The 12821-nt window shown below is 45.8% G+C and carries 14 protein-coding genes and 1 tRNA gene; 7 read left to right on the forward strand and 8 right to left on the reverse strand.

What is annotated here, in order from left to right; all coding sequences use genetic code 11:
• Window positions 1–89: 89 nt before the first annotated feature.
• Complete coding sequence (locus HYN46_RS01775) at window positions 90–488, reverse strand: DUF2306 domain-containing protein (protein WP_162818062.1); 399 nt, start codon at window positions 486–488, stop codon at window positions 90–92.
• Between the two features lie 266 nt (window positions 489–754).
• A complete protein-coding gene (gene hisF, locus HYN46_RS01780; RefSeq protein WP_114897840.1) occupies window positions 755–1513 on the reverse strand; it encodes an imidazole glycerol phosphate synthase subunit HisF in 759 nt (252 codons plus the stop codon).
• A gap of 142 nt (window positions 1514–1655) precedes the next feature.
• Here hisF and HYN46_RS01785 point away from each other — a divergent pair, with 142 nt between their 5' ends.
• The 4 genes from HYN46_RS01785 to leuA all read left to right on the forward strand — a co-directional run bounded on the left by HYN46_RS01785 (window position 1656) and on the right by leuA (window position 6155).
• Window positions 1656–2648, forward strand: a complete 993-nt coding sequence (locus HYN46_RS01785) for a homoserine kinase (RefSeq protein WP_114897841.1) — start codon at window positions 1656–1658, stop codon at window positions 2646–2648.
• Between the two features lie 190 nt (window positions 2649–2838).
• Entirely contained in the window at window positions 2839–3264 is a 426-nt protein-coding gene (locus tag HYN46_RS01790; protein WP_210009290.1) for a cupin domain-containing protein, read from the forward strand.
• Window positions 3221–4144, forward strand: a complete 924-nt coding sequence (locus HYN46_RS01795; protein ID WP_210009292.1) for an abortive infection system antitoxin AbiGi family protein — start codon at window positions 3221–3223, stop codon at window positions 4142–4144. Before HYN46_RS01790 ends, HYN46_RS01795 begins: the two co-directional genes overlap by 44 nt.
• 319 nt (window positions 4145–4463) lie before the next feature.
• Window positions 4464–6155 carry a 2-isopropylmalate synthase gene (leuA, locus tag HYN46_RS01800; RefSeq protein ID WP_114900523.1) on the forward strand — a complete coding sequence of 564 codons (1692 nt, stop codon included), beginning with the start codon at window positions 4464–4466 and terminating at the stop codon, window positions 6153–6155.
• Window positions 6156–6216: 61 nt separating this feature from the next.
• Here leuA and hisA read toward each other — a convergent pair whose 3' ends face one another.
• The 4 genes from hisA to hisB all read right to left on the reverse strand — a co-directional run bounded on the left by hisA (window position 6217) and on the right by hisB (window position 9147).
• Window positions 6217–6939 (reverse strand): 1-(5-phosphoribosyl)-5-[(5-phosphoribosylamino)methylideneamino]imidazole-4-carboxamide isomerase, encoded by a 723-nt coding sequence (hisA, locus tag HYN46_RS01805; protein WP_114897843.1) that lies wholly within the window; start codon window positions 6937–6939, stop codon window positions 6217–6219.
• A 170-nt stretch (window positions 6940–7109) separates the two neighbouring features.
• Window positions 7110–7748: a DUF805 domain-containing protein gene (locus HYN46_RS01810; RefSeq protein WP_114897844.1), complete on the reverse strand. Its 639-nt coding sequence runs from the start codon at window positions 7746–7748 to the stop codon at window positions 7110–7112.
• A gap of 163 nt (window positions 7749–7911) precedes the next feature.
• Window positions 7912–8529 (reverse strand): imidazole glycerol phosphate synthase subunit HisH, encoded by a 618-nt coding sequence (gene hisH, locus HYN46_RS01815; RefSeq protein ID WP_114897845.1) that lies wholly within the window; start codon window positions 8527–8529, stop codon window positions 7912–7914.
• Window positions 8530–9147 carry an imidazoleglycerol-phosphate dehydratase HisB gene (gene hisB / locus HYN46_RS01820; RefSeq protein WP_114897846.1) on the reverse strand — a complete coding sequence of 206 codons (618 nt, stop codon included), beginning with the start codon at window positions 9145–9147 and terminating at the stop codon, window positions 8530–8532.
• A gap of 115 nt (window positions 9148–9262) precedes the next feature.
• Between hisB and HYN46_RS01825 the strand changes: the two genes are divergently transcribed.
• The gene (locus HYN46_RS01825) at window positions 9263–9676 is read left to right on the forward strand and encodes a GNAT family N-acetyltransferase (protein ID WP_114897847.1); all 414 of its coding nucleotides are present in this window, start codon (window positions 9263–9265) and stop codon (window positions 9674–9676) included.
• Between the two features lie 122 nt (window positions 9677–9798).
• Window positions 9799–9874 (forward strand) — tRNA-Phe (locus HYN46_RS01830).
• 108 nt (window positions 9875–9982) lie between these two features.
• Here the strand turns inward: HYN46_RS01830 and HYN46_RS17590 are convergent.
• Window positions 9983–10267: an SDR family oxidoreductase gene (locus HYN46_RS17590; RefSeq protein ID WP_114900524.1), complete on the reverse strand. Its 285-nt coding sequence runs from the start codon at window positions 10265–10267 to the stop codon at window positions 9983–9985.
• A 267-nt stretch (window positions 10268–10534) separates the two neighbouring features.
• On the opposite strand from HYN46_RS17590, the gene galU reads away from it, so the two are divergent.
• Window positions 10535–11374 (forward strand): UTP--glucose-1-phosphate uridylyltransferase GalU, encoded by an 840-nt coding sequence (gene galU / locus HYN46_RS01840; protein ID WP_114897848.1) that lies wholly within the window; start codon window positions 10535–10537, stop codon window positions 11372–11374.
• Between the two features lie 20 nt (window positions 11375–11394).
• Here the strand turns inward: galU and HYN46_RS01845 are convergent, their stop codons facing one another.
• On the reverse strand, window positions 11395–12768 hold the full coding sequence (locus HYN46_RS01845) for a TolC family outer membrane protein (protein ID WP_114897849.1): 1374 nt from the start codon (window positions 12766–12768) through the stop codon (window positions 11395–11397).
• Window positions 12769–12821: the final 53 nt, after the last annotated feature.

A 12821-nucleotide genomic window follows, 5' to 3' on the forward strand; every position in this document is an offset into this window, starting at 1 on the left:
ATTAAAGAGGGGCGTGAAACCTTGAAAGAAGGGCGAGAGTTACTCAAAGAAAATATTGAGCAAATTGTGCCCCGTTTAGGTAAAAGAGACTAACCCAATAGTAAATGACCAAGCAGACGATGGGGGTCTAATGTGAATAGCCCAGCAATCACAAGGCCTCCATATGCAAGAAGCATATTGCGTCGATGAGTCCGTTGATCGCCATGACGAATGGCATAAACCCCACGAAATAATGCAATCAAGGTCAGGACACTTAATACGTGGATCACACTGAAGTGACCTTGAGTTTGAATAAAAAAAGAACTGAGTGCCGTAAAAGTCATAAGCGCAACCCAGACTCTTCCCAAGCGTTTATGCGCGGGTGTTCCTTTTTTTCTGATCAGCATGATGAGGCCGAAAACAAAGGCCAATATCGCCGCAGTCAAATGAATAAAGACTAACAACGGTGTTTGTTCAAGGAGAGGAATTGCAGCGTTGGGATTGAGCAAGAGATCATCCATTTATCGAGGGTGATGAAGGCACTTTTCTTATGCGAGTTTACGTCAAACGTGTATTTATTGAGTGCATTATTAAAATTATATTCAACAAAAATAAGGTGATGGTGGCAGGGGGTGCAAGATTCTGAGTAATGGGTGATATCCTATCGTCAAACCGGAACTTACCACCCCGCCAGCACCATCGCACACTATAATGCAAATGCTATGCCAAGTAATGTTTTGTAATAATTCATGTGAATAGCGTCACAAAATTTACTTTATAGACGCATCTCAATCCCCAAATCCGCCATATATTGCTTGGCTTCCGGGATGGTGTATTGCCCAAAGTGGAAAATACTGGCCGCTAGCACCGCATCGACGCCTCCTTTTAGAACACCGTCCGCCAGATGCTGTAGATTGCCCACACCGCCAGAGGCGATGACGGGAATATTAACTTGAGAGGTGATTGAGCTCATGAGACCGAGGTCATAACCTGCTTTGGTGCCATCGGCATCCATACTGGTCACCAGCAATTCACCAGCACCCAGTTTTGCCATTTTGATGGCCCATTCGACGGCATCGATACCCGTCGGTTTCCGACCACCATGGGTAAAAATTTCCCATCTGCCATCAGCAACTTTTTTGGCGTCAATTGCCACGACAATACACTGAGCGCCAAAACGTGATGACGCCTCTTCGACAAACTCTGGCGTGAATACTGCGGCAGAATTAATGGAGACCTTATCCGCGCCAGCATTCAGCAATTGACGAATATCATCGACTTTGCGAACTCCACCACCTACGGTCAGTGGAACGAAAACGCTTTCCGCCATGCGTTCGACCGTGCGATAGGTGGTATCACGTCCATGGGCAGTTGCGGTAATATCAAGGAAGGTGATCTCGTCTGCCCCTTGGTCGTTATAGCGACGGGCAACTTCGACAGGGTCCCCTGCATCGCGGATATCGAGGAATTGCACACCTTTGACTACGCGGCCATTATCAACATCAAGGCAGGGGATAATACGTTTAGCCAGCATAATTTTTGTCCAAGTGGTTCAGATTGCAGAAGTCAAATCGTACAAGGCGATTCAATCGCGCTATATTAACAAACCTTGGCTTATAAAATCTCGATTTATAAGGTGCAAGGCCATGTCATCAGTCAAGTAAAACGGTTTTTCTATGTCAGTGTATACGGTCGTCTCTTTAGATGCGGTGCAAGATTTTGCACAGCGCTTCAACCTACATGTGGTCGCGTTGAATCCGATTAAAGGGGGCATTGAAAACACCAATTATTTTGTCACGACCTCTGATGGACGTGAGTTTGTGTTGACGATATTTGAGATTATTCCTTTTGAGAATGCAGCCATATTGGCTGAACTCATGTATCGTTTATCGACCCATGGTCTACCTGTTGCCGTGCCCTTGGCAGATGGTGCGGGTCAACGTATTCATATCCTTGCGGATAAGCCCGCTCAGTTTGCACCGCGCTTAGCAGGCTCATCTCCCCACCTCCCGCAACAAGCAGTGCCGACGATTCCTCAGGTTGAGGCGGTTGGCATTGCGCTGGCTCAATTTCATCTGGCGTTGCAAGATGATCCACTACAGCATAATACGACTCGGCAAACGACACGGGGTCATCTGTGGTGGGCGCGGATCAAAGATGAACTTCGTGTCCATATGCCACTCGCGCACCAGCAACTGGTTGATGAGGTTTTTGCAAAGTTTGATTTGATCAAACAGCAGCATCCTGATCGTCCGAAGGGATTAATTCATGCGGACTTGTTCCGTGATAACACCCTCTATGTCGGATCACAGCTCAGTGGACTGCTGGATTTCTCTGAAGTTATGGTAGATGACTGGTTGTTGGATATCGCCATCACACTGAATGATTTTTGCAGTACATGGGATGATGTACAGCATCCTGTAGCACTTAATGCCGAAAAAGTCAGTATTTTCCTGGCGGCTTATCAGCATATTCGTCCGATGACGAGTGATGAGCTAGCTGCATTACCCATTTATTTGGCGATTGCAGCATGTCGCTTCTGGTTCTTGCGTTTAGATGTGGCCAGTGTTAATCACGCAGAGGGGCGAGTTAGTGAGGATGTGATGGAAAAAGATCCTGAGGAAATGCGCCGTATGGTGGTAGATCGATTGAGATTGGCAGTGCAGTAAAAAGAAAATGAATGATCGGTCGGTGATGAATTCAGTTTTAGAGATTGACAGTCAATGCCTTTCAAGATAATTTCAGACAGAGTGTTTTTTGAACAAATGGTTAGAAAAAGCCATTTACTCCCACAGCGTTTTATACGGCCTTAAGACTCTGGGAATGAGTCGGATCATAAAATAATAAAGAGGGATTTCGATGAGTATCCAACAAGAGAAAACCATACGTGCAGGTATTTTTTTAGCGCCTAGTGACGGGCGGCATTATCCCATGGGGCGCATTAGTGCGACCTTTAAAGCTGATGAGGCCGAAACGCAGAATCAATACTCGATTTCTGAATGGTGGCTTGAACCCAAGACGCAAGGCCCGGGTGAACATGCCCATGATGAGGATGATGTTTTTTATGTGGTAGAAGGCACTATGAGTTTTTTGCTGGGAGATCGTTGGGTCGATGCCCCAAGAGGGTCTTTTATCTTAGCGCCTGGTGGCATGACGCATGATTTTGAGAATAGAAGTATAAGTCGTGCAGGCATTTTAAACTTCTCTATACCTGGTAATTTTGAAAGCCATATGGCGGGCATTGCAGCATGGTTCGCTGAGCATCCGCCTAAAGATACGTTATAAATTTGCTGAACATCACTCTATCGTGCAGAAGAACATGAGCTTTAGACCAGGAACTGTTTCAAAGATATTGTGGCATTTTACAGGTGGTCCACAGTGGGATATCCAGATTAATAAGCAATTAGCGCAATTAAAACCCGCAGCATCTGCGTATGAAGCACTCAAGTCTATCGTGAGTAGTGGTGAGCTCCGCGTTGGCAATTATCGAGAGGTTGTTAAGGTCATTATTCCGCAAAAAAGAAGATTTAACACGAGCTCAAAAGAGGTAGAGCATCTCGTGAATTTTCCTGTGGTGGTGGAGTCCAGTCCTGTTTGCTGTGTGGCTGATATCCCGCTTCAGCATCTGGCTTATCATGCCAATCGATATGGCAAGATAGCTATTGGTTTTCATCGCGAAGCCATTGTTCGAGCTGGTTTTAACCCCGTCATGTATACCCTTGAAGATACTGCACTGCTGAACTCTATTTACCAAGGCTATTCTGCGATCGATGAGATTGATCCTTTCGAGGCCCAAAGTGAGCTGGATAGTTTTGAGAGTGAGGTTGAAGATATTCTGATCACGAATGAGATTGATGAAAAAGCGGATTCTTTCAGCGTATCCGCTGCACTTGAGAATTTGGGAGATGGTAGGGATCAAATTGGGAAAAGTTATGCTGATTTTCTGGCGTACATCAAAACGTTTAATGAAAACGAGTTCGATACGATTTATTGCGAACGTGAGTGGCGATCGACGAGTACGTTTAAATTCTCTATTGAGGATATTGCCATCATTATTTTGCCAAAGGGAGGGGATGATTTTGATTTTTATCATCATTTTTTGGAGGGAATGCATTTGCCGCGAAGCGTCACTGTTGCTGCCTGGGAGGATTTGATTGAGCACTGATTAAAATAGCGCTTGACCGATTCCCTAAAATCCTTTAATTTCGATCCATAATGAAATCTACAACTGCGGTTTTCGCCCTTCTTTTAACAGGCTCTCTTAGCCTGAACCTGCTGCTGCGCGTCGCGCGCATATAATCTAACACCTCGCCCCCGAGCTATTTTTATAGCACACCCGATTCGATCCATGTCGATCTTCTTATCGTTCATTCAATCAACTTATTGAATTGATCTGGTCTGAACAGGATTCGTTTTCGTTTTAAAAAATTATCTAATCTATTGAAAATATTAATTAAAATTAAATTATGAGTGGAGTAATGACCATGATGTTAACTGATCCCAGCAAAAAATATCGCCCAGCCTATCAGCGTGTGGATTTGCCAGACCGTACTTGGCCAAACAATACCATCAGTAAAGCGCCAATTTGGATGAGTACCGATTTACGGGATGGCAATCAGGCACTATTTGAGCCGATGAATGCTGAACAGAAGTTACGAATGTTTAAAGCACTTGTCGCAATCGGTTTTAAGGAAATCGAAGTGGCGTTTCCCTCAGCCTCACAAACCGATTTTGATTTTGTCCGCGGTTTGATTGAAAATAATTTGATTCCAGATGATGTGACGATTGAGGTCTTGACCCAAGCGCGTGATCATTTGATCGAGCGGACGATGGAGTCGGTACGCGGTGCCAAGAAAGTCATCGTCCATGTCTACAATGCGACGTCCCCCGTTTTTCGCCAAACAGTATTTAACTTAGATCAAGCTGAAACCAAGGCGCTTGCGATCCATGCCGCAAAAAAGATCAAAGAGATTGCAGCGCGGCACCCTGAGACACAGTGGACTTTCCAATATAGCCCAGAGACGTTTACTGCGACAGAACTACCCTTTGCCAAAGAGGTCTGTGATGCGATTACAGAAGTCTGGGAGGCAAGCAGTACCAACAAAGTGATTTTGAATTTGCCTGCAACGGTTGAAGTGGCTTCCCCCAATGTCTATGCCGACCAGATTGAATGGATGCATCGTAACCTTGCCCGCCGTGAAGGCGTGATTTTGAGTTTGCATCCTCATAATGATCGAGGCTGTGCGGTGGCTGCAGCAGAGTTGGGTGTAATGGCCGGTGCTGATCGCGTGGAAGGCTGTTTATTTGGTCATGGTGAGCGTACAGGGAATGTTGATTTGGTGACGTTGGCTTTGAATTTATATAGCCAAGGCATTAGCCCTAATTTAGACTTTTCTGATATCAATGACGTAATTCGTACTGTCGAAGAGTGCACTCGTTTACCTGTACATCCACGTCATCCCTACGCTGGGGATTTGGTCTTTACCGCATTCTCTGGATCGCATCAGGATGCAATCAAAAAAGGCTTCTCAATGCGTCAAGAAGGCGAGTTTTGGGAAATGCCGTATTTGCCGCTTGATCCCAAAGATTTAGGACGTAACTATGATGCGGTGATCCGCGTGAATAGCCAGTCGGGTAAAGGTGGTATCGCTTATTTGCTCGAGTCTAACTATGGGGTGGTGTTACCACGTCGTTTGCAGATCGAGCTTAGTCAAGTGGTGCAAGTGTTGACTGATGAAAGTGGCTCTGAAGTGCGGGCACAGGACATCTGGCAGCTGTTTAATCAGCAGTATGTTCAAGTGCAACAACCTTATCAGTATGTGAGCTACAAGCCTGAACATATCGATGAAAATACTGAAAAAGTCACACTGGTGGTTGAGCAGGATGGCATCACGCAACACTGGGTGGGGCAGGGCAATGGTCCTATTTCAGCTGTGCTGAATGCCTTTAATCATGCATCATTGCCACAGATAGAAGTCGTGAGTTATGAAGAGCGAGCTTTAGGGCAAGGCGCCAGTGCCAAAGCAATTGCAGTGATTGAACTTGTGGATAAAGCGCGAAATGTATCCACATTTGGTGTCGGGATTCATGACAACATCACTACGGCATCAGTTCAAGCCATTGTGGCTTGTGTGAATCGCTTGAAGGCAGTCGAGCAGAATCGACAAGTCGCTTAAAATCTGGATTAAAAAAAGGCACTTTTGAGTGCCTTTTTTATACTGTTCTTTTACAGAGAATTCAGTTATCCCAGATCGCTTGGGCTTCACGCAAGTTCAATGTGCCTTCATAGATGGCGCGACCGGTAATTGCACCGAGAATACCCGGTTGGCCTTTTAAGGCATGAATGTCATCGAGATTGGTCACACCACCTGATGCAATCACAGGTAGTCCACATGCAGTGGCTAGATTAACAGTTTGACTGACGTTGACACCTTGCATCATGCCATCACGTGCGATATCGGTGTAGACAATAGATGAGACACCGGCGTCGGCGAAACGTTTGGCAAGGTCTGTGGCTTTCACATCGGTGACATTCGCCCAACCATCAGTTGCAACCCAGCCATCTTTGGCATCGATCCCGACAATGATGTGACCTGCAAACTGACGGCAGGCTTCTTCCACAAATTCAGGCTCACGCACGGCTTTTGTTCCGATAATCACATAAGAAACACCCGCATCCAGATAATGCTGAATGGTTTCTAATGAACGGATGCCGCCGCCAATCTGAATGGGTAAGGTGGGGTGCACTTTGGCAATCGCTTCAACAACACTCTTATGAATGGGTGTTCCTGCAAAGGCGCCGTTTAAGTCAACCAAATGGAGACGGCGTGCACCTTCGTTGACCCAATGGGTCGCGGTGGCGACAGGATCATCAGAGAATACAGTATCGTCTTCCATACGGCCTTGCTTTAGGCGTACACATTGACCATCTTTAAGATCGATTGCAGGAATTAATAACATAAGTGCGAATTGTCTAAGGTAGAAATCAAGGCGCGCATTATGCCATATTCATGTGCATGTCGAAAAAGATTTAATGGCTGACATTTAAGGCGGCTTAGTGGTGGGTGTAGGTAAAAAATGCTTCACTGAAATGCAAGTTTCCAGTGAAGCAACTTCATCGGGGACTCAGTTTAGCTGGCAGGCGTTGCTGGGTACGCGGTGGTTGTTTCAGTGGTCGATGTTTCTGTGTAGGTCTGATTGCCAATAGTCTGGCTGTGCTGTGTTTCTTGTAATTTAGTAACATAGCCTTGGTAAGCAGGGATGGCAAAAACCGCGAAAAATATGATGGATATCGGGATTAAGGCGATATATATCCAACCTAATATTTTTTCCCATTCAGACGTTTTACGTGGCGGGCCAAATCGATTTTGACCATCGGTTCCTCTTGCAAAGAGCAGGTAAAGCCCAAAAATGATGTTCACAATAGGAATTAGAAATAATAATAACCACCAACCGCTGATATTGATGTCATGCGCCCGTCGTATACCATAAACAATCGTGATGTAAATAAATGCAATATAAAGTACGGCAAACGCCAGTATTAAACCGATTCCCAGTCCTGCAAAGCTTGATTCACTGCCTCCAGCAAGTGCGCTAAAACCACCAAAGACAAATGCAACTGGGAACAAAATAATATAAAAAGCAATAGTGCTTACAAGTGTCCAAGCCAGATAAGAAAGTCGTCCAAAACGACCTTTGGCTGACCAAGGTTTATCATCGGTTAATTCATTTGGCAGTAGTGGGGGTGGGGTATATGTTTGTTCGGTCATGATTGAAATCCTTTATTCTTTAATGAGTGAATTTAAATTGCGTAACAACCCAATGAGATATAAATGCCTTGGGTATATAAGTCAAATTAAATTATAAAAATTAAATGAATTAAAATAGATATACAAACATGATGGTTTAATAATGCAGGTTGAAACGGCGAAATTAGATTCGCCATTCCACAAAGTTTTTAAGAAGTTGTAAGCCCGCGGTATGGCTTTTTTCAGGATGGAACTGCACAGCAAAGAGATTTTCTTTGGACAGGCTGCAGACAAAGCGATTGCCGTATTCACAAGTCGCTGCGGCAAGAGCGGGGTCTTGTGGCATCACATAGAAACTATGTACAAAGTAAAAGCGACTGTTCTGTGCGATACCTTGCCACAGGGGATGGCTTGGGTCTTGCTGTTGGACTTGATTCCAGCCCATATGCGGCACTTTTAAGCCTGCAATATCGGGGAAGCGTTCAACCGTTCCTTTAAAGATACCTAGGCAGTCGACACCGCCATTTTCAACCGAATGCTGCATCAGCGCTTGCATACCGACACAGATGGCTAATACAGGCTTATTAAACACGGCATTTTTGACCGCGACATCAACACCTGCATCACGCATGCCCGCCATACAGTCTCGCATGGCTCCCACACCGGGGAAAACGATTTTGTCTGCTTTGGCAATGAGCAATGGATCATTGGTAACATCTACTGTCGCCCCAACGTGTTCCAGCGCTTTTGCTGCGGAGTGTAAATTGCCCATCCCATAATCAAGTAACGCGATACGGGTCATTTACAGACTACCTTTGGTTGAAGCGATTGTTCCTGCTGCGCGGGGGTCCGCTTCGCAGGCCATCCGCAGCGCACGCGCAAATGCCTTGAATACGCTTTCAATCTGATGATGGCTATTTTTGCCTTTGAGATTATCAATATGCAAGGTCATCAAGGCATGGTTGACGAAACCTTGAAAGAACTCTGAGAATAAATCGACATCAAACGTTCCGACGCGGGCACGGGTATAGGGAATATCCATAAACAAGCCAGGGCGACCAGAGATATCGACCACCACGCGTGATAAGGCTTCATCGAGTGGCGCATAGAAATGCCCATAACGACGAATGCCTTTTTTATCGCCGAGTGCCTGTGCGAAAGCTTGACCGAGCGTGATGCCACAATCCTCGACGGTATGATGATCATCAATATCCAAGTCGCCATCGCATTCGATATCAATATCAAATAAACCATGACGTTTGATTTGATCAATCATATGATCAAGAAAAGGAACGCCTGTATTCAATGCCCCTGCGCCAGTCCCATCGAGGTTGACGCGTGCACGAATTTTGGTTTCATTGGTATTGCGCACGACTTCAGCGATACGATCGCTGCTTGGATAGGTGCTCTGTTCAGTCATCATGCTTCTCAGTGTAAGAACTCAGAGTAAAAATAGGGATAGCACTGAATTATAGCGCAACTGTTGTATAATTGGGGACTTGCTACCTGAATCATTTGATTCAATGAGGATAAACATGCCGATTACGATTCATGCTTATGAAACGCTCGATGATAATTTAAAAGATCAGCTAGAGAACTTATACGACATCAGTCCTGAGTTTGCCGATGGGATGGATGCGGTTGAACGTTTAGAGAAAGCGTTGGCGTTGAGTGCACAGTCCTATACGACGGACTTTCATGCCAAGCTGTATACCGCAGAGTTTAACGATAAAGTCATCGCCGCAATCTGGGTGACTGGCCGTGGTGCTGAACGGATGCTGCAATATATCGTTGTACATTTTGCTAATCGGGGGCGGGGAGTTGCGGAGCAGTTAATTCGTGCTGTGACGGAACATGAACAAGCGCTCGGCGTGACGAGCTTTCAACCGGGCTGCGGAGCAATTCATCGGACCTTGGCGCATTTGGGCCTCATTCATACACCGCTGTAGATCGCTATTTGAACGAAATCGTCTTTATTTCAACGAATACGAACAAGAATCCGCCATATAGTACATATTCGTGCATATGCCCCTTGACTTGAAATGGCGATTTCGATTTAATGCACACCTTCGGCGCGGTAGCTCAGTCGGTAGAGCAATGGATTGAAAATCCATGTGTCCCCAGTTCGATCCTGGGCCACGCCACCATATTCAAGCGATAATTCATCATCGTAAAAAAAATCCCAACATCCTAGATGTTGGGATTTTTTTATGTCATTTAGTAATTGATTAAAAGTGGTCCTATAAAGCTGTTGTTTATACAAATCTCCAATTAGCGCGAATAATTTTTGCGTTAATCCATGCCCCTTTGGGCCCTGCAAGAAATGAAATGACATGAGCGATGTCTTGTGGTTTGTCTAAACGCTCCAGGGGTGCGGCAAGACAGGGCTTTTGAATCAGTTCATCACTCTTGCCTGTGAAGAAAAGTTCGGTCTCTACACGACCGGGTGCGACACTATTAACGCTGATGTTACGTCCGCGAAGTTCATTGGCTAAGACTCGGATTAGAACTTCGACACCTACCTTAGTTAGTTGCGATATACGAACCCTAGGTGGGCAGAGATGACTACGTCATGAAGTATTTAAATAAGCGGTTATTTTAAACCGAAATTATCACGCAATGAAGTAGTGACTTTCTCCTCGTTTACCGTATAGTCAAGATATGAACATGAGCTGCACTATAAGAAGGCGGCGAAATAGAATAGTTTTCGTTTTTTTATTCATCAAATCCATTAGACCTCACTTTTTTGCTTTGCCTGTCATTGTTATCGATCTCTTAATCATCAAACATTTTAAGGATACCGTGATATGTCAGTTCAGAAGGCGATTTTTCCTGTTGCGGGATTGGGAACGCGATTTTTGCCTGCAACCAAGGCCATTCCAAAAGAAATGCTCACAGTGGTTGATCGTCCGATCATTGACTATGCGGTCCGTGAGGCGATAGAGGCGGGCTGCGAAACACTGATTTTTGTGACGGGTCGAACCAAGAATGCCATTGCGGATTATTTTGATCGGAATCCTGAACTTGAAAATGAGCTTGCGGCAAAACAAAAAGAAGAAGCGCTTGAGATCGTGCGCAATATCATTCCCTCGCATGTGCAATGCATTTATGTCCGCCAGTCTGAGGCGTTAGGGCTTGGGCATGCGGTGAATTGTGCGAATCCCCTGATTAGTCCGAATGAGTATTTTGCAGTGCTTCTGCCGGATGATTTAATTGATGGTTATCCGGTTGGGGCGCTGGAACAGTTGATGGCTGTACACCATAGAGAGCGCTGTAGTGTACTTGCACTGGAGCAGGTGGCTTGGTCAGAGGTAGAAAAATATGGCGTGATTAAGCCGGAAAGTGATAAAACAACTCCGATAGTCATCAAGGGTATTGTCGAGAAACCGACACCAGCAGCCGCACCGAGTAATTGGTCTGTAGTGGGGCGCTATATCTTGCACGGTAATATCATGGGGTCTTTGCCACATATTGCGCGAGGTAAAGGGGGTGAAATTCAATTGACCGATGCGATCGCTGTTTTACTGGAGACTGAAAAAATGATCGGTGTACCTCTGTCAGGTAAGCGCTTTGATTGTGGTAGCCGTACGGGCTTTTTGGAAGCCAATATCCACTTTGGGCTACGCTACCTCAATGAAAATTCATGATATTTTTTGATTAAACTTCTTTAGCGTTTATTGGGGCTTGATTTGGACTGTCCAACCAGCCAATTGTTGACCTGAGTAATGACGCTTTCATCTAGTACTCCAGCGGAGGCGTGCAGGCGCAAGCTATGAATGACATAGTCATAGCGGCTATCAGCGAGATCCCGACGTGCAGCATAGAGTCGCGCTTCGGACGCCAGCAGATCTACCATGCTTTGATTACCAACACTATATCCAGACTCGACCACATTGTAAGCCATCTCGGCAGAAGCCACATTGCGGCGACTGGCTTGTACACGGGAAGCGTCAGTGTTGACGGTCATAAATAATGTACGCGTTTGATTTTCAATGCTGCGCTGTGATGATTGTAGATTGAGACGTGATAAATCGGTTTGATAGGCGGCTTGTCGTTCACTTGCCAGCGTTCGGCCTCCAGCATACAGCTCCCAGCGCGCTTCAACACCGACTGCTGCTGATTTACCCGAGCTCAATGCTGTCGCAACGCTACTATTCCCTGAGTTATTTTGGTCATTATAACTGGCATAGAGATTAACTGCGGGAAGATACCCAGAACGTAATGAAGTTCGATTAGACTCATTGGCCTCAGTATCATAATTGAGCGCGATGAGTTGGGGGTTCTTGGCGATGGCCAGTTTTCCCCATGCATCTACGTCATTGGGTATGGGGGCGACGATCGGGAGGTTATCACCCAGCTGTGCAAGTGAGTCGACTCTCACGCCTGTTGAGGCATTTAACGTTTCTCTAGCGCTATTGAGTTGATTTTCAGCGGTTAAGCGTTCGCTGGTGGCGCTGTCTCTTTGTGCTTCGCTTTCAAGCACGTCAACCTTTGGAATGAGTCCGACATGCAGTCGTGCCCGTGTTTCTTCCAGATTTTTATTGAGTGATGCTTCACGGGTTTGTGCAAGGATGAGCGTTTCTTGGGCTCGCAGCACGTTGAAGTAGGATTCAGCGACGCGGAGCATGAGATTTTGGCTTTGTTCATCAGCCTTGGCTTCATCGCGCGAGCGCTGAGATTTAGCGGCCTTAAACTGGTGGTAAGCCGACCAGTTGAACAGCGGTTGTGTGACCCGCGCTCCCCAAACAGTGGAGTTATAAGACGTTTTTCCACCAACGGTCGGAAAAGCAGATGAGATCGTGACGGGATCCTGATTCCAGCTATTGCGACTGATTCCGCCATTGACAACGACTTGCGGCAACAAGGATGAGCGTGCAATTGCCGTGGTTTGTTCTGCCAAGCCACGAGAGGCTTGGACTGCAGCAAAGTTGGGATCATTTTGGTTAGCAAGATGCAACGTTTCTAAAAGATCCATAGCATGTACTGACGTGGTCAGCACCATCACAGTCGTCAAGGGGAGTAAACGCAGGTTCAAAAGCATGATTGAGGATACCCGTAAAGATTAGTTACAAACGTTTTAAGCCAAGTATGCGG

The organism is Aquirhabdus parva, from assembly GCF_003351745.1.
In the GTDB taxonomy this organism is placed as follows: domain Bacteria; phylum Pseudomonadota; class Gammaproteobacteria; order Pseudomonadales; family Moraxellaceae; genus Aquirhabdus; species Aquirhabdus parva.

Coding starts and splice junctions, on each gene's coding strand:
- leuA (WP_114900523.1), top strand. CDS start 4,464: ATGATGTTAACTGATCCCAGCAAAAAATATCGCCCAGCCTATCAGCGT.
- hisA (WP_114897843.1), bottom strand. CDS start 6,939: ATGTTATTAATTCCTGCAATCGATCTTAAAGATGGTCAATGTGTACGC.
- HYN46_RS01785 (WP_114897841.1), top strand. CDS start 1,656: ATGTCAGTGTATACGGTCGTCTCTTTAGATGCGGTGCAAGATTTTGCA.
- hisF (WP_114897840.1), bottom strand. CDS start 1,513: ATGCTGGCTAAACGTATTATCCCCTGCCTTGATGTTGATAATGGCCGC.
- HYN46_RS01790 (WP_210009290.1), top strand. CDS start 2,839: ATGAGTATCCAACAAGAGAAAACCATACGTGCAGGTATTTTTTTAGCG.
- HYN46_RS01845 (WP_114897849.1), bottom strand. CDS start 12,768: ATGCTTTTGAACCTGCGTTTACTCCCCTTGACGACTGTGATGGTGCTG.
- galU (WP_114897848.1), top strand. CDS start 10,535: ATGTCAGTTCAGAAGGCGATTTTTCCTGTTGCGGGATTGGGAACGCGA.
- HYN46_RS01810 (WP_114897844.1), bottom strand. CDS start 7,748: ATGACCGAACAAACATATACCCCACCCCCACTACTGCCAAATGAATTA.
- HYN46_RS01825 (WP_114897847.1), top strand. CDS start 9,263: ATGCCGATTACGATTCATGCTTATGAAACGCTCGATGATAATTTAAAA.
- hisB (WP_114897846.1), bottom strand. CDS start 9,147: ATGACTGAACAGAGCACCTATCCAAGCAGCGATCGTATCGCTGAAGTC.
- hisH (WP_114897845.1), bottom strand. CDS start 8,529: ATGACCCGTATCGCGTTACTTGATTATGGGATGGGCAATTTACACTCC.